Origin of the sequence: Ahrensia kielensis DSM 5890 (assembly GCF_000374465.1) — a bacterium.
GTDB lineage: Bacteria > Pseudomonadota > Alphaproteobacteria > Rhizobiales > Rhizobiaceae > Ahrensia > Ahrensia kielensis.
On sequence record NZ_KB894529.1, the window covers coordinates 444,771 to 462,689 of the forward strand.

The window sequence follows — 17,919 nt, forward strand, 5'->3', positions numbered from 1 at the left end:
ATGGCGTATCAGAATTTAATAGTTGAAAAACGTGGCCGTGCCGGTCTCATCACGCTTGATCGCCCAAAGGCACTGAATGCACTCAACGCTGCCCTGCTTGAAGAACTAAGCTTGGCACTGAAAGACTTTGATAACGATGCCAAAATTGGCGCGATTGTCATTACAGGATCTGAGAAAGCATTTGCGGCAGGTGCTGACATCAAAGAAATGCAGGATTTAGATTTCGCCGGTGCATTTATGGCAGATAGCATGGCGGGGTGGCTCGATATTCCGGCCATACGCAAACCAATCATTGCAGCAGTATCTGGCTATGCCCTTGGCGGCGGGTGTGAACTTGCTATGATGTGCGACTTCATTATTGCCGGCCAGAGCGCTAAATTTGGTCAACCAGAAATTACGCTTGGAATTTTACCAGGTATTGGCGGTACACAGCGCCTCGCACGCTTTGTGGGCAAAGCAAAAGCAATGGATATGATTCTTACTGGCCGTATGATGAGCGCAGAGGAAGCTGAAAGTTGCGGGTTGGTCTCTCGTATTGTTGCTGATGGAGAATTGTTGGAAGAAGCCATTCGTGCGGCACAAAAGATTGCCGATTACTCGCTTCCTTCTGTTATGCTTGCCAAAGAGGCCGTTAACCGCGCTTATGAAACGAGCCTTGAAGAAGGTCTTCGGTTTGAGCGACGGGCATTTCACTCAACATTTGCGTTAGAAGACCAAAAAGAAGGCATGACAGCGTTTATAGAGAAACGCTCCCCTTCGTTTAAAAACCGCTAGACTAACAATTTCTATCCTGTACGATCTCAATGTGCAAAAACCGTTGACGTGCAAGAACATTGGTATTATAGCAACACCAACTTGGCGGCCTTTGGTCGCCATAATGTTTTTTTGTGCCACAATCGTTTCATTAATGATACGCAAGCTGGCTAAGGTTTATTCGTTCATAAGAACGACAATTTGAGGCAACTATGGCAAACACACCATCCGCTAAAAAAGCGACACGCAAAATCGCTCGCCGCACTGAAGTTAATTCAGCTCGCCGCTCACGCGTTCGTTCATTCCTACGTAAAGTTGAAGAAGCAATTTCTTCAGGCGACCAAAGCGCTGCTGCAGAAGCACTCAAAGCGGCTCAGCCTGAATTGATGCGCGCTGCTGGTAAAGGTATTTACCACAAGAACACTGCATCACGTAAAGTGTCTCGTCTCGCGTCACGTGTAAAAGCAATCTCTGCTTAATACCGACTATATATATTTTTTGAAAAGCCCGGCCGTTTGGTCGGGCTTTTTTGTTGCAACGCATTAATTTTGCGGCACTGCGATCATGCTCATCACTTATTTTCTGACGTCAGCATCCGTTTTTTTCTATGTCATTGAAATGTCACGCTGAATCTTGTTTAAAATATTTTATCATTACATTTCAATAGCTTAGTCGTTCACATTCCTGCAGTCAATCAACGCGAAGTGAGTCTCAGCGTCCAACGCTGAGTCAAGCAAATTTTTATAAATTTTTTTCTACTTCGTTCAAAATCAGCCTCAAAAAAAGAAACTGTGGAATCCCAAACGTTTAGCCGCATTTGGGCTTGGTGAGTCCTATTTCAACTCAATTATCAAGCGTTTTGATTCGTTAAATTTGAGTAAACGCGACTTGATCACAGCGCGTTCTTGGCGGTATATCCTTATCCACGGAACGAGGGAACTTAACGGGGCATTCAAGATGGGGATCTTGAATGAGGCCAGCAAAACAAGGCTGGCACAAACAATAAGCACTTCTCAGTCTGGATCGGTTTTCATCGATCATTGCCATTAAATAAAGACGATACAAAACGCGAAATCCACAATTTCGCGACAGGGTTTTTGCGCCCTAAATTTGGAGAAAAGAATGCCGATGGGGTTCGGCAAGAATAATAAGAAACGCCTAATAGCGGCACATAAAATCAACAAAGGAAATTCGCATAATGCATTTAAACGGCGCAAAAAAATCAGATAAAGTGGACACCATGAATATTGGAGCACTTGTCTCCAAGCATGTCCGCATTGCGCAACCGAAAGAATGCGATGCGAAAGAGGAAACTGGCTTAATGACAGATGCATCAGTTGCAGGGGCAGCAACAACCGAAGGCGAGACTTCCGAAACTTCTAAAAAAGAGCAAACGCGGATTTTTGATCGCGTATGTCAGCTACTAAAAGCCAAGATTGGCGCAGAAGTATACCAAAGCTGGTTTGGCCGCGCGCAACTTGAACAATCTAGCAGCAGCGTCGTTACATTATCTGTTCCAACACCGTTCCTGCGCACTTGGATCAACAGCCATTACCTTGATGACATGCTCGCCCTTTGGCAAAAAGAAGAACCAAGTGTTTTGAAACTTGATATCGTCGTGCGCAGCGCTGCGCGCGCAGATGCCAGCAAGGCTCTCGCCCAAAAAGAGCAAGCTGCTAAAGCTGCATCAACAACCAGCAGACATCCGGCGATGCCAGGCTCTACGGTTAGCAAGACAGCCATTATTGGCTCAGCTCAGGAGCAAGCCGCACGTGGCACGGTTCTAGGTTCGCCAATTGATAGCCGCTATTCATTTGACAATTTCATTGAAGGCCCGTCGAACAATGTCTGCCTTGCAGCTGCGCGTACAGCCGTTGATAAGGGCGCCAATGCTGCCCGCTTTAACCCGCTTTTCTTCTATTCTTCTGTTGGCCTTGGCAAAACACACCTTCTTCAAGCAATCGCAAATGCTGCCAAAGCGAAAAACCCGAACCAGCGCGTTGTTTATCTAACAGCTGAATATTTCATGTGGCGCTTTGCCAGCGCTATCCGCGACAGCAAAGCGCTGGTTTTCAAAGATGCACTGAATGAAATTGACCTTCTCATCATTGATGACATGCAGTTTCTTCAAGGCGAGAAAATTCAATCTGAATTCTGTCACCTCATCAACACATTGCTCGATAGCGCAAAACAAGTCGTTGTAGCTGCTGACCGTCCACCTTCTGAACTTGAATCACTTGATCCACGCGTGCGCTCGCGCCTTAAAGGTGGCGTCGCGCTAGAAATCGAAGCGCCAGACTATGAGATGCGCCATGCGATGCTTCAAAAGCGTTTGGATGATGCACGCAAAGATGATGCTACGCTGCACATTGCAGAAGATGTTTTGCAACATGTTGCAAAAACAGTTTCATCAAGCTTCCGCGAGCTGGAAGGTGCATTCAACCAGCTGATTTTCCGCCAATCATTTGAACAGAACATTTCACTTGATCGTGTTGATGATATTCTTGGGCACCTAACCCGCGCCGAAGAACGCAAGAAAATCCGTATTGAAGATATTCAGCGGGTCGTTGCTCAACACTTTAATGTGCCGCGCAATGAGATGCTCTCTAATCGCCGCACGCGAACAGTTGTGCGCCCTCGCCAAATTGCAATGTATCTGTCGAAGATCATGACACCGCGCTCTTTGCCTGAAATTGGACGCCGATTTGGCGGCCGCGATCACACGACAGTGCTTCACGCTGTGCGCAAAGTTGAGCAGATGAAAACAGCTGACACCAATCTTTCCAAAGAGTTGGAATTGTTGCGCCGCCTAATTGAAGAATAAGCTTTTTTGCTTTTTGAAAGCCGCCTGTCATGGGCGGCTTTTGCTATTTTGGGGTTTCGCCCAGTTTTTCCCCAAGCTTTGCTTTAATCGTGCCCCTGCAGCCCCGCTTGAGCTTGCAATTAGCCTATTAAAGCGCCACATTCGGCGTCCAAACACCTGCGCGATATTTATAGCTGTAGGCGATAATTATTCAGAATAGACCAATGGACGAACGCCATGCGTGTGACACTCGAGCGAGCTAATCTTCTCAAATCACTTAATCATGTTCACCGTGTTGTAGAGCGCCGGAACACGATACCGATTCTATCTAACGTGCTTTTGAACGCTGAAGGTGCCAGCCTTGAACTTAAGGCCACCGACCTTGATCTCGAGATCACAGAGGCAACGCCAGCGCAGATTGAGCAAGCGGGTGCCACAACAGTTCCTGCGCATCTTCTTTATGACATCGTGCGCAAGCTGCCTGATGGTTCGGAAGTCATGTTATCGGTTGACCCTGAAGGTTCGACCATGACTGTTGCGTCTGGTCGCTCTCACTTCAAATTGCAGTGCTTGCCACAATCAGATTTTCCGCAGCTGGCTGCGGGTGAGTTTAGTCACACATTCCGTCTTGATAGCGCAACGATGCGCCGCCTGATTGAGCGCACACAATTTGCGATCTCAACAGAAGAAACCCGTTACTATTTGAACGGTATATTCATTCACAGCGCTGAAAGTGACGGCAAGATCGTGCTGCGCGCAGTGGCGACAGACGGACACCGATTGGCGCGTTGTGAAACAGAAGCACCTGACGGCGCTGAAAACATGCCCGGCATTATTATTCCGCGCAAAACAGTTGGCGAATTACAAAAACTCGTCGACAACCCTGACGTGGCCGTGATTGTCGAATTATCTGACAGCAAAATCCGCATGACAATTGGCGCTGTGGTTTTGACATCCAAGTTGATTGATGGAACCTTTCCTGATTACCAGCGGGTTATTCCTCAAGGCAACGATAAGGCTATGCAAGTTGAGCGTAAGACTTTCACGGATGCTGTTGACCGTGTTTCTACCGTATCCAGTGAACGTGGGCGTGCCGTTAAGCTTGCACTGTCTGAAGGATTGCTCACACTTTCCGTAAACAATCCTGATTCTGGATCTGCAACAGAAGAATTAGCTGTCAGCTATGATGCTGAGCCAATGGAAATTGGCTTTAATGCTCGCTACCTCTTGGATATTGCCAATCAGCTATCTGGCAGTGATGTGAAGTTTTTGCTCGCTGATGCAGGCTCACCGACGCTGATTGAGGATACGAACGACGCGCTGGCACTTTATGTCTTAATGCCTATGCGCGTTTAGAACGCTGCGCTGGTCGCTGGAATTATAAAGGTAAATCCTAAATGGTCGGCGACCGCCCTCAAATTTGGCTATCCCAGATCAAGCTGACAACATTTCGCAATTACGAAAAGCTCAGTGTTAATCTGTCAGACCATCATGTCGTTCTTACCGGTGCGAACGGTGCCGGAAAGACAAATCTCATGGAAGCTGTTTCACTGATGTCGCCTGGACGTGGCTTACGCCGTGCGCCACTTTCCTCGATGCGACATAAAACGGCACCTGACGGCTTTTCAGTCTTTGCGACTTTAAACAAGGACGATGAGGATTATGCGATTGGCACTGGCACGGCTGGGCTAGACCCTTACGCAACGCCGGTTCGCCGTGTGCGCATCAACGGCACGCCGATGAAGAACGCCGATGAGCTGCTTGATCTATGCCGTGTGATATGGGTCACTCCCTCTATGGATGGGCTGTTTACGGGAGCAGCATCAGATCGGCGCCGTTTCTTGGATCGCATGGTGCTGGCGATTGATCCTGCCCATGGGCGCCGTGCCAGTAATTATGAAAAAGCGATGCGTAATCGCAACCGACTGCTTGATGAAGTGCCGAACCAGCAAACAGATCAATGGCTTGATGCGGCAGAAGATCAACTTGCTTCGCTTGGCGTTGCCATGATTTCTGCGCGCTATGAACTTGTCTCTTTATTGACGGGCTTAATACAGCAATTGAGCACAAACCAACAAAGCGTTTTCCCGACGGCACATTTAGCGCTCGAAGGCGAATTGGAGGCGATGGCCGCTGAGGGTCTGAACGGTTTTGATCTGGAAGAAACCTTTAAAAAGAAGCTTCGTGATTTGCGCTACCGCGACCGTGCAGCAAAGCGAACCCTCACAGGCCCACACCGCGCCGATTTAATTGTGCGGCACGGCGAAAAAGATATGGAAGCAGGTCTTTGCTCTACCGGAGAACAAAAAGCGTTGCTTATCGGCCTTGTTCTTGCCCATGGGATGCTCACAAAAACAGTTTCAAAACTTGCCCCCATCATGCTGCTTGATGAGGTTGCGGCTCATTTAGATATTGATAGGCGCGCCGCTCTATTTGACCGCATTCATGCTATCGGCGGGCAAGCATTTATGACTGGAACGGACCGCAATCTCTTTGACGCTCTTGGTAGTCGCGCGCAATATTTCACCGTCGACAACGGAAGCCTGAACAGGGAACAAGATGGCTAAAAACGCTAAATTGACGGGTCAAGAAATTGAGCGTTATGCACGCCATATTATACTGCCTGAAATTGGTGGAGCAGGCCAACAAAAGCTGAAAGCAGCGCGTGTTTGCATTATCGGCGCAGGCGGGCTTGGCAGTCCAGTTGCGATGTATTTGGCTGCGGCAGGTGTTGGCACGCTCGGCATCATCGATGATGATGTGGTTTCGCTTTCCAATCTCCAACGCCAAATCATTCACGCAACAGATCAGATTTCAGAGAAAAAGACGTACAGCGCAACAAAAACAATAGCGAACATCAACCCGCACGTTAAAGTTATCGCTCATAATGAACGCTTAAACGCAGACAATGCTCAGCGCATTTTCAAAGACTATGACATCATCGTTGATGGCTCAGACAATTTTGAAACGCGCTACCTCGTTGCCGATCAAGCCGAGGCTTTAGGCCTGCCATTGGTTGCAGCGGCTCTTGGGCGATTTGATGGTTCTCTGACTGTTTTAGCGCCTTTTGAAGGAAATAACCCGCGTTACCGGGACATTTTCCCTAAAGCACCGCCTGATGGTGTTGTGCCAACATGTGCCGAGGCAGGTATTCTTGGTGTCGTGGCTGGCGTTATGGGAACCTTGCAAGCAGCCGAAGTAATCAAGCTCGTTACTGGCATCGGGACACCGCTCATAGGGCAGCTTTTACTTTACGATGCCCTAGAATGCCGGTTCGAAAAAATGCGATTTAAGCGTAAAACTTGACGCACAGCAATGTTTCGCTACATGTTACGGTCAAGGTGTCGAGGGGCGGCGCCATTTGTATATATTAAAGGGCATCGTAATGAGCTTAATGGCAATCAGTCTTATCATTCTGATTATTCTCATTCTAATTCTTCTCTACTTCTATTTTGGTAAAGATTCATCTGGAAACTCGACCGGCGGATCACAATCATCTGCCGCAGCAGCTAAACCTGCTGCTCAATCTACGACCGGAGCGATCACTTCTAAACCAGTAGAAAAAGAACAAACAACATCAGAACCAGACGTTAAATTACCGCCAGCGGAAGCTGTTGGTTTAATGGCGGGCACATCAAACACGGCTAAGAGCAAAGCGCCTGCGAAGAAGCCGGCAGCAGCTAAAAAGACGACAGCTGCGAAGACAGCGTCTTCAGCCAAAACAACAAAGCCTAAGGCAGCAGCAAAAACCAGCACTGCAAAAACGACAACGTCTAAAGCGAAATCGACTGCAGCGCCAAAAACAACTGGCAAAACTGCCGCAACGAAGGCAGCTTCTCCTAAAACGGCGACTGCATCTGCAGCACCTAAAAAAGCCGCAACCACTAAGAAGCCTGCTGCTGCAAAAACTGCAACAACGAAGTCAGCAACGACCAAATCAAGCACAGCAGCCAAAAAAGCGGCACCTAAAAAGGCTGCAGTATCTAAACCTGCGGCGGCTAAGTCTGCATCAGCAGGACCAGAACGCTTAAGCAAGCCTAACGGCCAAGCTGACGACTTGAAGTTGATTGCTGGTGTTGGCCCAAAACTAGAGCAAACGCTCAATGGTCTTGGCTTCTGGCATTTCAGTCAAATCGCTAAATGGAAAAAAGCCGACATCGCTATCGTTGATGATGAGCTTTCCTTCAAGGGCCGTATTGAGCGTGACGATTGGATTAAACAGGCAAAAGCCTTGGCTAAGGGCGGCGAAGCTGAATACATTAAAGTGTTCGGTAAAAAACCGCGCTAAAGCACATAAGTTCAAAACAAAAAAGGCACCTTATGGTGCCTTTTTTATTGCCTAAATCATGGATGGAAGAACTCTGTCAGGTGGGCGGTCGCCACTTGCCATCATCCGGATATTGATAATGATCTTCTCGCCCATTTCGATGCGGCCTTCGATGGTTGCTGAACTCATATGTGGTAGCAAAACCACCCGCCCACCCTTGGCAAGCTTACTCAGGCGCGGATTAACTTTTGGCTCACCTTCAAAAACATCAAGCCCTGCACCGGCGATCTTGTTTTCTTCAAGCAGGCGTATCAATGCATTTTCATCAATGATTTCGCCGCGCGCCGTGTTCACAACAAACGCATGAGACTGTAATAATTCAAGGCGACGCTCAGACAACAAATGATATGTGGCGGGCGTATAAGGACAATTAACCGACACAATATCCATGTGTGCCAGCATTTGATCCAAACTATCCCAATGGGTCGCATCAAGCTCTTTATGCGTACTATCATCAATCGGTTCACGGTTATGATAGTGAATTGAGAGGCCAAAAGCTTTAGCGCGGCGCGCAACTGCAACGCCAATACGCCCCATGCCGATAATGCCAAGGCGCTTGCCCCAGATACGGCGGCCAAGCATCCATGTTGGTGACCAGCCCGACCATTCATTCTCACCAAGCAAATGCGACGCACCTTCGACAAGACGGCGCGGCGTTGCCAAAATAAGCGCCATCGTCATATCGGCCGTATCTTCATTGAGAACGTTCGGTGTGTTTGTAACGACAATGCCTTTTGCATGGGCTGCGGTTACGTCAATATTATCAACGCCATTACCAAAATTAGCTATCAGTTTCAGTTTAGGGCCAGCGCGATCAATGAGATCAGCATCTATTCGGTCGGTTACAGTGGGCACCAAAACATCTGCCTCTTGCATGGCTTGCGCTAAGGCTTCTCTATCCATGGGCTGATCTGCGTCATTAAGCTTGACGTTAAATAACTCACCCATACGCGTTTCTACCGTCTCCGGTAGTTTGCGTGTCACGATTACAATAGGTGTTTTATTCAAGAGCGCTTCCATTATTCAGTTAATTATTTTCGCGTAGATCGCTCAACAGATGCAAACAATATCAGTTTGGTAATCATTTGTTGAGTACCCATTAACCAAAAACAGTCACAATTGGCAATGAATTAGATACGCCACATTTTTAGTCGGTGTTGAAACAGTGTTGGGGTAAAAATGGTTGAGTTCAAGTTTATGAAGTTACTAAATGTGTTGTCAGCAATTTCGTTATTGGCATCCGGTTCTTTGTTAGCGGTGCCTAATGCCCATGCACAACAAACATCCTCTATTAATCGGGGCCCAAGTGGGCTTCCACTGCCACGTTTTGTTAGCTTAAAATCAGAGCGCGTGAACATGCGGGTTGGTCCAGGCAAAGACTATGCTGTTTCATGGATGTATCTCAAATCCGGCTTACCATTCGAAATCATTCAAGAATATGACAATTGGCGCCGTGTGCGCGATTCAGAAGGAACTATGGGCTGGATTCACGGCTCTCTTCTTTCCGGCGACAGAACAGTCATCACAACACCGTGGCGCGCAGGTTCGTCAGGTGAGACGATCAATGTGTATGAAAGTCCTAAATCAGGTGCAAAAGAAGTCGCTTTCGTTGAGCCTGGCGTTCTGGCCAATGTTCAAAAATGTGACGGTGTCTGGTGCGAACTAGAAATCTTAAACGATGGCAAAAAAATCCACGGCTTTACGGATCAAGCTGATCTTTGGGGTGCGTACCCAGACGAGAAATTCGAAAACTAAGGATAAAGGCTATCAAAAGCCTGTATTAGCTTGTTTTTTTCCTCAAGCGAATGACGATATCGACATTCGCAATTTCCATACCCTCTGGAGGAATTGGAAGATTATCAACAGTGATCACGCCATCAGGCACGTCCATCACATCATTTGAATCTTGAACAAAATAATGATGGTGATCGCTTGTATTGGTATCAAAATAGGTGCGCTGGCCTTCTATCGCCAGAATACGAAGCAAACCTGCCTCTGTGAACTGATGCAGCGTGTTGTAAACGGTTGCCAATGAAACCGGAACGCCATTTTCAACCGCTTGTTTATGCAAATCTTCTGCTGCGACGTGACGATCATCTTCCAAAAACAACATTTCAGCCAAAGCCAAGCGCTGGCGCGTTGGACGCAATCCAGCGGCATTTAGCATCCCGCGGACGTTTCGCTCATTGATTTTGACGTCTTTGTTCGTCTTAATCATCACTCAAACCTGTTGAAGTAGGGAAAAATTCGTATTGCCCTTACATTTTCCAGTATATTCGCATAATCAACGCCAATCAATAGATGGGATGGCATTGCGGTAACAACAATAGTAATGGCATTGATACTTTATGCACGCTATGCAGACGAAAAAGAGGGCAATTTGATGGCTGAACAAAAATCCAGCTACACTTATGAAGAGATTCTAACTTGTTCAAGCGGTGAAATGTTTGGTCCGGGCAATGCCCAGTTACCTGCACCACCGATGTTGATGGTTAATCGGATCACTGAAATTTCCGAAACAGGTGGTGAGCACGGTAAAGGGTGTATTCGCGCCGCTTTCGACATCAATCCTGATCTTTGGTTCTTTCCTTGCCATTTTATTGGCGATCCAGTTATGCCCGGTTGCCTCGGCCTTGATGCGCTATGGCAGCTAACAGGGTTTTATCTTGGTTGGCTTGGTGAGCTTGGCAAAGGCCGTGCAATTTCCACTGGCGAAGTAAAGTTTACCGGCATGGTAACACCTGAAACGAAGTTGGTTGAGTTCGAAATTGACTTTAAACGTGTTATGCGTGGACGTCTTGTTCTTGGAATTGCTGATGGTATCGTTAAAGCTGACGGAGAAACCGTATTCACTGCAAAAGATTTGCGTGTTGCGCTTTTCCAAGATCAGGCTTCGTAATTAGCCACGAACTTTACTATATTGGTTACACAACCAAATAAAAACGGGAAGATTTTATGAAACGCGTTGTCGTTACAGGAATGGGTATCGTCTCTTCAATCGGTGATAACGCCGAGGAAGTACTTGATTCATTGCTCAATGCAAAATCAGGCATCACAACTTCACCCGACATGGTCGAGCATGGCTTCCGTAGCCATGTTTATGGCGCACCAAAAGTCGATCCGTTTGAAGTTCTTGATCGCCGTCAAACACGCTTTTTGGCAAAAGGTTCTGCTTGGAACTATTTGGCAATGCAGCAGGCGATTGATGATTCTGGCTTAGAAAAATCAGACGTTTCCAATATCCGCACAGGCATTGTGATGGGGTCCGGTGGTCCGTCTACTCAGACTGTCTATCAGGCAGCTTTGTTGACTGAGAAAAACAATTCACCAAAGCGTATTGGCCCGTTTGCTGTGCCAAAAACAATGTCATCTACAGCTTCTGCAACGCTGGCGACGCCGTTTGAAATTAAAGGTATCAATTATTCGATATCGTCGGCATGCGCGACATCAAACCACTGCATTGGTAACGCCTATGAAGTGATTCAAATGGGCAAGCAGGATATTGTGTTTGCTGGCGGCAGCGAAGATCTAGATTGGACAATGTCCAACATGTTCGACGCAATGGGCGCTATGTCCTCCAAGCATAATGATACGCCTTCAACAGCTTCACGCGCTTATGATAAAACCCGCGACGGTTTTGTTATTGCTGGTGGTGCTGGTGTGCTGGTTCTTGAAGAATTAGAACATGCAAAAGCGCGCGGCGCAAAAATTTATGGCGAAATCGTTGGCTATGGCGCAACATCTGACGGCTACGACATGGTGGCCCCTTCAGGTGAAGGCGCTACACGTTGCATGAATATGGCGATCTCAACCGTAAATGGAAAAATCGGCTATATTAACACTCACGGAACATCAACGCCGGTAGGCGATGAGCGCGAAATGGAAGCCATCAGAGCTGTTTTCGGCAATGACATTCCGCATATTTCTTCAACAAAATCGCTGACAGGTCACTCATTAGGTGCGACGGGCGTTCAAGAAAGCATTTACACTCTCTTGATGATGAAGAACCGTTTTGTGTGTGAAAGTGCCCATATCACAGAGCTTGATCCACTGTTTGCTGACATGCCAATAGCATTAAAGCGCATTGATAATATCGAACTTGAAGCAGCAATTACGAATTCATTCGGCTTCGGCGGTACGAATGCAACGCTGGCTTTCCAGCTTTATAACGGTTGATAGGAATGAGTTCAAAAAACATGCAAGGTATTATGAGCGGAAAACGCGGCCTCATTATGGGTGTCGCCAATAGCAACTCTATCGCTTGGGGTATTGCAAAAACTTTACATGACCATGGCGCAGAACTTGCCTTTACCTATCAAGGTGATGCGCTCGGAAAACGTGTGAAACCACTTGCGGAAAGCGTTGGTGCTTCGCTCATTTTACCATGTGATGTTTCTGACGTTGCAACAGTGAAATCTGTATTCGACACGTTGAAAGACGAGTGGGGAACGCTTGATTTTGTTGTTCACGCTATCGGCTTTTCGGATAAGAGCGAATTAAAAGGCCGCTACGTGGATGCCACCACGCGCGAAAACTTCATTCAAACAATGGTTATCTCTGCCTATTCATTCACAGAAGTTGCCCAGCTTGCAGCTCCTTTGATGACGAATGGCGGCTCTTTGCTGACGCTTACCTATGGTGGCTCAACACGTGTGATGCCAAATTACAATGTTATGGGCGTTGCTAAGGCAGCGCTTGAAGCCAGCGTGCGTTATTTGGCCAATGATCTTGGTCCTGACGGTATTCGCGTTAATGCGATTTCCGCCGGCCCTATGCGCACATTAGCAGGCGCAGGCATTGGTGATGCACGTGCGATGTTTGCGCATCAACAGCGCAATGCTCCCCTCCAGCGAACCGTTACGCAAGAAGAGGTCGGTGGATCTGGCCTTTATTTGCTTTCCGATCTTTCTGGCGGTGTTACTGGCGAAATACATTTCGTTGATTCTGGATACAACATCACATCTATGCCGCGCCCAGAGCAATTAAAAAGCGTTGACGATTAATAAACCATAGCGCTGAAAATCGTGTTGTGGGACAAATCCAATGAGGAAATATCAATACCTTGTTAGGAGCTCATAAGTACCCTTACTCATCTAGGTAAGGGCACATGAGCAAAAATCTATTCTTTCGCGCATGCACGGTATTTTCGAGTGGCTTTGGCGCTGCATCGTTAGCGCTGTGGTCTACACGCATGTCATTTTCAGGCATTGACCCACAGATAGCTTTTGCGAGCACCGGCTCCATTATCGCCGGCCTAGCGGCACTTGCTGGCGCTGGCTGTGCGCACGCCTATTTTGCCGGCGGTGATGAGAAAACACTTCACTTTGAAAAAGCGCTGCGTACAGATGTCGTAACAGGTCTGCTTTCACGCACTGGCTTAGAATTAGCGCTAAAAGAGCTCGTCGATAAATCCGACAAATCCAAGTCTCTGGATCATTATTATGTCATCAGCATGGATTTTGATGAGCTAAAGCTCATCAACAATGTCTATGGAACCGAGACTGGCAATGCTGTTTTAAAAATACTTGCAAAACGACTTTCTTCACTTGTAGGGGACGCAGGGCCTTTGGCCCGCACAAATGGCAGTGAGTATGTCGTGGCGTTAAAAGTCGGCCATGGTAAGCTTGAACTTCAAGCGGCTGTTGAAGCGCTATTGAGCGCACTTTCAAAACCGGTACGCATTGGCACTATTTCCTACCCTGTTTATGCCAATGGCGGCATTGCTGAGCTCAACACAGGTAGTGGAACGTCATTTGAAAAAGTTCTGCGCCATGCCAATCTTGCGCGTACAAATGCCAAACAATCTGGGCGCGGATCATACACGATTTATCATCCAGAGATGAGCCATCAGGCCTCGTATAATCAATGGCTTGAAAGTGAACTTTCATACGCTTTGCAACGCGAAGAATTCCGTCTTGTCTATCAACCACAATACGATCTCAACAGCGGTGCTTTGAAGGGCTATGAAGCGCTATTACGCTGGACGCATCACGAAAAAGGCGCGATTTCCCCTGCGGACTTTATCTCTGTTGCTGAGAATTGCGGTTTAATCCAAGAAATAGGCACATGGGTGCTTCGCCGCGCTTGCCTTGATGCTGTTCAGCTTCAACCAGACTTGAGAATGGCCGTCAACGTTTCTACGGTTCAGTTGGAGCACCCGAAATTCATTGAAACTTTGAACGCGATTTTAGCTGAAACTGGTCTACCTGCTTCGCGTCTTGAGCTGGAAATAACCGAGAATATTTTGATCAAAGACCATATGCGCATGCGCCGTCTGTTCAAAAAGCTCAACCAAATGGAAGTCGCAATCGCGATTGATGATTTTGGTACGGGTTACTCTAACCTTACCAATTTATCTGAACTCTGCTTTGATAAAATTAAAATCGACAAGTCATTCATTGACCGCCTTGATCAAAGCAAGGAGCGAAACCTGATGATTGCAACGATTGTCAATCTCGGCCATTCGCTTGGTGCGCGCGTTATCGCAGAAGGCATCGAGAATGAGGCACAGGCAATCCTCTTGAAAGCTGCTGGTTGTAACCTTGTTCAAGGATACCACTTCGGCAAACCTCTCGCATTTGAGGAAGTGCTTGCCCTTGAAGATCGTACCTTTGATACTCAGCAGGCAGCGTAATTATCTCAATGCTTTGAGCAGTTTAAAACCATCTCTACGGTCCAACTGCGTTACTTTGGTAAAGTGTTGCTGCAGAGCTTTCTCATAAGGCAGCGCCACATTGGCGACCATAAGCAGTGCGCCTTTTGGTTTTAAGGATTTAGCGGCTGTTTCAATGAATTGTACGCCCAACTGCGGCTCTGTTTTACGAGCCGTATGAAAGGGCGGATTCATGATGATCCAATCAAACTTTTTGCCAACAGGCTCTCTGGCAAGATCATGCCAATAATAGCTAATTTGCCCCTGATCATAACTGCTTAGATTTTCTTTTGCAGCTTCTAATGATGCCCAATGTGCCTCATAAAGATGCACGGTACGGGGATTAAAACGGCTAAGAAGCTCCGCACTAAGATAGCCCCAGCCTGCGCCAAAATCTGCGATATCGCCGCGTATGCTGTCATCAAGATGCTCAGCAAGGAGCGCTGAACCCTTGTCAATTTTTCCAGCGCTAAACATACCGCCCGATGTTTTAAAACCCTCAGGTGAGGCTTTATTTGAGTTCAAATTGGTCGCGATTTCAGCGCTATTGCGCAGCCAAAACACCGTGGCATGAAACTTGGCAAGAGAGCCATCCACGTCCACAAAACTTGACATGCGCTTGCGCAAAGGCACAACGCCGCTGGTTTTATCACCAGCAATCAATATCGGCGCGCCACTTGCAACCATTGTTGATGCGCGCGCGACCATCGCTTCATTTTCTGCACGGTGCTTACCGATAAGGATGAGTGCACCAGAGAAAAGAGTGCTGCTTTCAACGCTCGGATGGACATCCATGCCGCGCATTTGCAAATCCATATAAGGGCCGCGCATTGATTGCTCGCACACGAGTGCGGCGCGTAAATCGTCTGAAAACCCACCCTCAATGGCTTTGGCTCCAAGATAGAACCATTTACCATCACCAAGTGGCACTTCACCATTTTCAATGGGCATAAAGAGTGTATCAGCGCTGCCGGCCATATCTATTCCTATAATTAAAAAACGCGGCCCTGACTGAATCAGGGCCGCGCTTATGTATCAAGTTTCAAGTGGGACTGTTAGATCAGTCTTCGCTTTCTTCTTTTGGAAATTCTTTTCCAGTTTCTTGATCGACAACTTTCATGGAAAGGCGAACTTTACCACGGTCATCAAAGCCCATCAGTTTAACCCAAACTTTCTGGCCTTCTTTTACAACGTCCGCTGTTTTCGCAACACGCTCACTGGCAAGCTGAGAAATATGAACGAGACCGTCTTTAGGTCCAAAGAAGTTTACGAATGCGCCAAAGTCAGCAACCTTAACGACTGTGCCTTCATAGATTTCGCCAACTTCCGGCTCAGCTGTGATTGAGTGAATCCACTTTTTCGCAGCTTCGATTTCTTTGCCAGATGAAGATGCGATCTTCACAGTACCATCGTCTTCGATGTTGATTTTCGCGCCTGTTTTTTCAACGATTTCGCGGATAACTTTACCGCCTGCGCCGATAACATCACGGATTTTATCAACTGGAACCTGCATCACTTCGATACGCGGTGCAAACTCACCAAGCTCACCGCGGCTCTCTGACAATGCATTTGCCATTTCACCGAGAATATGGATACGGCCGCCTTTAGCCTGCTCCAATGCGATCTTCATGATGTCTTCAGTGATACCCTGAATTTTGATGTCCATCTGCAATGCAGTGATACCATTTTCAGAACCAGCAACTTTAAAGTCCATATCGCCAAGGTGATCTTCATCGCCAAGGATATCGGAAAGAACAGCGAAATCATCGCCTTCTTTGATAAGGCCCATCGCGATACCAGCAACAGGTGCTTTGATCGGAACGCCAGCATCCATCATTGACAATGATGCACCACAAACGGAAGCCATAGAAGATGAACCGTTTGATTCAGTAATCTCTGAAACAACGCGGATAGTGTATGGGAAATCTTCCGGTGCTGGGAGCATCGGATGAACCGCGCGCCAAGCCAATTTGCCGTGACCAATTTCGCGGCGGCCCGGTGAGCCCATGCGGCCAGCTTCACCCACAGAATATGGTGGGAAGTTGTAGTGCAGCATAAAGCTTTCTTTGTACGTGCCTGTTAGCGAGTCGATGAACTGCTCATCATCGCCAGTACCCAAAGTTGCAACAACCATTGCCTGTGTTTCACCACGGGTAAAGATTGCAGAACCGTGTGTACGCGGGAATACACCAACTTCAGAAACGATTGGGCGAACTGTTTCCAGATCACGGCCATCAATACGTTTCTTTGTTTTCAAAATGTCACCGCGAACAACATTCGCCTGCAATGATTTGAATACAGCGCCGATTTGTTCAGGCGTATGTTCACCTTCACCATCTTCCGGCAACATTGCTTCTTTGACTTTAGCTTTCGCCGCATCAATAGCTTTGTAACGCTCTTGTTTGTCTGTGATTTTATATGCTGCAGACAGATCAGAAGCTGCAATCTTAGCCATTTCAGCTTCAAGTGCAGACAAATCTTCTGGCGTATAATCGCGTGGGTCTTTCGCAGCAACTTCAGCAAGTGAAATGATGGCTTTAATAACAGGCTGGAAGCCTCTGTGACCGAACATGACAGCGCCGAGCATTGTTTCTTCGTCTAGCTCTTTAGCTTCTGATTCAACCATCAAAACGGCGTCTTGTGTGCCAGCAACAACAAGGTCAAGATCGCTCTCTTCCATCTCGTCAATATGCGGGTTCAAAACATATTCGCCATTGATATAGCCAACTCGTGCAGCACCAAGTGGGCCCATGAATGGCACGCCAGAAATTGTTAGTGCGGCAGAGCCAGCGACCATTGCAACCATATCTGGATCGTTTTCCAGATCGTGCTGAAGAACGGTCAAAACAACTTGTGTTTCGTTCTTATAGCCTTCCGCGAAAAGCGGACGGATTGGACGGTCGATTAGACGTGATGTTAGTGTTTCTTTTTCAGAAGGACGGCCTTCGCGCTTAAAGAAACCACCTGGAATCTTACCCGCAGCAAATGTCTTTTCCTGATAGTTTACTGTTAGCGGGAAAAAGTCTTGGCCTGGCTTAGCTGTTTTTGCAGATACAACTGTCGCAAGAACGACTGTTTCGCCGTATGTTGCCAATACTGCACCGTCAGCCTGACGGGCGATTTTACCTGTTTCGAGTGTTAGCGTGCGACCGCCCCACTCAACTTCCACCTTATGGTGATCGAACATGTCTTGTCCTTTCAAGTTCATGCATGCGCACTGCTACATTTAGCGTGCGCTTTTTCTTCATTATGAGCTTGGGCAAGACGACTGGGCACTTGAATACAAGTAACCGGCAATCCTGCCCCATAGAATATGTTCTTTCTTTCTCGAACATATTCAAACCCGTTCTTCTTTCCAATGAAATCAAATTCACTGGAAAAAGA

The 17,919-nt window shown here is 47.3% G+C and carries 16 protein-coding genes; 12 read left to right on the forward strand and 4 right to left on the reverse strand.

From position 1 onward, the window contains the following. From C504_RS0108315 to C504_RS19095, 7 genes are all read left to right on the forward strand, one after another. The gene (locus C504_RS0108315) at positions 1–774 is read left to right on the forward strand and encodes an enoyl-CoA hydratase (protein ID WP_018688870.1); all 774 of its coding nucleotides are present in this window, start codon (positions 1–3) and stop codon (positions 772–774) included. A 191-nt stretch (positions 775–965) separates the two neighbouring features. Beyond that, entirely contained in the window at positions 966–1,232 is a 267-nt protein-coding gene (gene rpsT, locus C504_RS0108320; protein WP_018688871.1) for a 30S ribosomal protein S20, read from the forward strand. An 842-nt stretch (positions 1,233–2,074) separates the two neighbouring features. Further along, positions 2,075–3,577, forward strand: a complete 1,503-nt coding sequence (gene dnaA / locus C504_RS0108325; RefSeq protein ID WP_041951648.1) for a chromosomal replication initiator protein DnaA — start codon at positions 2,075–2,077, stop codon at positions 3,575–3,577. A 216-nt stretch (positions 3,578–3,793) separates the two neighbouring features. Continuing rightward, positions 3,794–4,912 (forward strand): DNA polymerase III subunit beta, encoded by a 1,119-nt coding sequence (gene dnaN / locus C504_RS0108330; RefSeq protein WP_018688873.1) that lies wholly within the window; start codon positions 3,794–3,796, stop codon positions 4,910–4,912. 41 nt (positions 4,913–4,953) lie between these two features. Then, the gene (gene recF / locus C504_RS0108335) at positions 4,954–6,123 is read left to right on the forward strand and encodes a DNA replication/repair protein RecF (protein ID WP_018688874.1); all 1,170 of its coding nucleotides are present in this window, start codon (positions 4,954–4,956) and stop codon (positions 6,121–6,123) included. Continuing rightward, entirely contained in the window at positions 6,116–6,862 is a 747-nt protein-coding gene (locus tag C504_RS0108340; protein ID WP_018688875.1) for a HesA/MoeB/ThiF family protein, read from the forward strand. The genes recF and C504_RS0108340 overlap by 8 nt, the downstream gene beginning before the upstream one ends. A 79-nt stretch (positions 6,863–6,941) precedes the next feature. After that, complete coding sequence (locus tag C504_RS19095) at positions 6,942–7,844, forward strand: NADH-quinone oxidoreductase subunit E (RefSeq protein ID WP_425393372.1); 903 nt, start codon at positions 6,942–6,944, stop codon at positions 7,842–7,844. A gap of 51 nt (positions 7,845–7,895) precedes the next feature. Here the strand turns inward: C504_RS19095 and C504_RS0108350 are convergent, their stop codons facing one another. Further along, positions 7,896–8,903: a 2-hydroxyacid dehydrogenase gene (locus C504_RS0108350; RefSeq protein WP_018688877.1), complete on the reverse strand. Its 1,008-nt coding sequence runs from the start codon at positions 8,901–8,903 to the stop codon at positions 7,896–7,898. A 177-nt stretch (positions 8,904–9,080) separates the two neighbouring features. Between C504_RS0108350 and C504_RS0108355 the strand changes: the two genes are divergently transcribed. Beyond that, a complete protein-coding gene (locus C504_RS0108355) occupies positions 9,081–9,638 on the forward strand; it encodes an SH3 domain-containing protein (protein WP_052323632.1) in 558 nt (185 codons plus the stop codon). Between the two features lie 25 nt (positions 9,639–9,663). Here C504_RS0108355 and irrA read toward each other — a convergent pair whose 3' ends face one another. Continuing rightward, complete coding sequence (gene irrA / locus C504_RS0108360; protein ID WP_018688879.1) at positions 9,664–10,101, reverse strand: iron response transcriptional regulator IrrA; 438 nt, start codon at positions 10,099–10,101, stop codon at positions 9,664–9,666. A gap of 165 nt (positions 10,102–10,266) precedes the next feature. Between irrA and fabA the strand changes: the two genes are divergently transcribed. The 4 genes from fabA to C504_RS17490 all read left to right on the forward strand — a co-directional run bounded on the left by fabA (position 10,267) and on the right by C504_RS17490 (position 14,517). Next, positions 10,267–10,782: a 3-hydroxyacyl-[acyl-carrier-protein] dehydratase FabA gene (gene fabA / locus C504_RS0108365; RefSeq protein ID WP_026317327.1), complete on the forward strand. Its 516-nt coding sequence runs from the start codon at positions 10,267–10,269 to the stop codon at positions 10,780–10,782. A gap of 56 nt (positions 10,783–10,838) precedes the next feature. After that, a complete protein-coding gene (gene fabB / locus C504_RS0108370; protein WP_018688881.1) occupies positions 10,839–12,059 on the forward strand; it encodes a beta-ketoacyl-ACP synthase I in 1,221 nt (406 codons plus the stop codon). 20 nt (positions 12,060–12,079) lie between these two features. After that, on the forward strand, positions 12,080–12,886 hold the full coding sequence (fabI, locus tag C504_RS0108375) for an enoyl-ACP reductase FabI (protein WP_018688882.1): 807 nt from the start codon (positions 12,080–12,082) through the stop codon (positions 12,884–12,886). Between the two features lie 104 nt (positions 12,887–12,990). After that, positions 12,991–14,517, forward strand: a complete 1,527-nt coding sequence (locus C504_RS17490) for a putative bifunctional diguanylate cyclase/phosphodiesterase (RefSeq protein WP_018688883.1) — start codon at positions 12,991–12,993, stop codon at positions 14,515–14,517. On the opposite strand, the gene C504_RS0108385 is transcribed toward C504_RS17490, so the two are convergent. Together C504_RS0108385 and pnp are read right to left on the reverse strand one after the other, a co-directional pair. Next, positions 14,518–15,513, reverse strand: a complete 996-nt coding sequence (locus C504_RS0108385; protein ID WP_018688884.1) for a class I SAM-dependent methyltransferase — start codon at positions 15,511–15,513, stop codon at positions 14,518–14,520. An 82-nt stretch (positions 15,514–15,595) separates the two neighbouring features. Beyond that, positions 15,596–17,722, reverse strand: a complete 2,127-nt coding sequence (gene pnp, locus C504_RS0108390) for a polyribonucleotide nucleotidyltransferase (RefSeq protein ID WP_026317328.1) — start codon at positions 17,720–17,722, stop codon at positions 15,596–15,598. Positions 17,723–17,919: the final 197 nt, after the last annotated feature.

Coding starts and splice junctions, on each gene's coding strand:
- fabI (WP_018688882.1), top strand. CDS start 12,080: ATGCAAGGTATTATGAGCGGAAAACGCGGCCTCATTATGGGTGTCGCC.
- C504_RS19095 (WP_425393372.1), top strand. CDS start 6,942: ATGAGCTTAATGGCAATCAGTCTTATCATTCTGATTATTCTCATTCTA.
- irrA (WP_018688879.1), bottom strand. CDS start 10,101: ATGATTAAGACGAACAAAGACGTCAAAATCAATGAGCGAAACGTCCGC.
- rpsT (WP_018688871.1), top strand. CDS start 966: ATGGCAAACACACCATCCGCTAAAAAAGCGACACGCAAAATCGCTCGC.
- C504_RS0108355 (WP_052323632.1), top strand. CDS start 9,081: ATGAAGTTACTAAATGTGTTGTCAGCAATTTCGTTATTGGCATCCGGT.
- dnaA (WP_041951648.1), top strand. CDS start 2,075: ATGACAGATGCATCAGTTGCAGGGGCAGCAACAACCGAAGGCGAGACT.
- recF (WP_018688874.1), top strand. CDS start 4,954: ATGGTCGGCGACCGCCCTCAAATTTGGCTATCCCAGATCAAGCTGACA.
- C504_RS17490 (WP_018688883.1), top strand. CDS start 12,991: ATGAGCAAAAATCTATTCTTTCGCGCATGCACGGTATTTTCGAGTGGC.
- dnaN (WP_018688873.1), top strand. CDS start 3,794: ATGCGTGTGACACTCGAGCGAGCTAATCTTCTCAAATCACTTAATCAT.
- fabA (WP_026317327.1), top strand. CDS start 10,267: ATGGCTGAACAAAAATCCAGCTACACTTATGAAGAGATTCTAACTTGT.
- fabB (WP_018688881.1), top strand. CDS start 10,839: ATGAAACGCGTTGTCGTTACAGGAATGGGTATCGTCTCTTCAATCGGT.
- C504_RS0108340 (WP_018688875.1), top strand. CDS start 6,116: ATGGCTAAAAACGCTAAATTGACGGGTCAAGAAATTGAGCGTTATGCA.
- C504_RS0108385 (WP_018688884.1), bottom strand. CDS start 15,513: ATGGCCGGCAGCGCTGATACACTCTTTATGCCCATTGAAAATGGTGAA.
- pnp (WP_026317328.1), bottom strand. CDS start 17,722: ATGTTCGATCACCATAAGGTGGAAGTTGAGTGGGGCGGTCGCACGCTA.
- C504_RS0108350 (WP_018688877.1), bottom strand. CDS start 8,903: ATGGAAGCGCTCTTGAATAAAACACCTATTGTAATCGTGACACGCAAA.
- C504_RS0108315 (WP_018688870.1), top strand. CDS start 1: ATGGCGTATCAGAATTTAATAGTTGAAAAACGTGGCCGTGCCGGTCTC.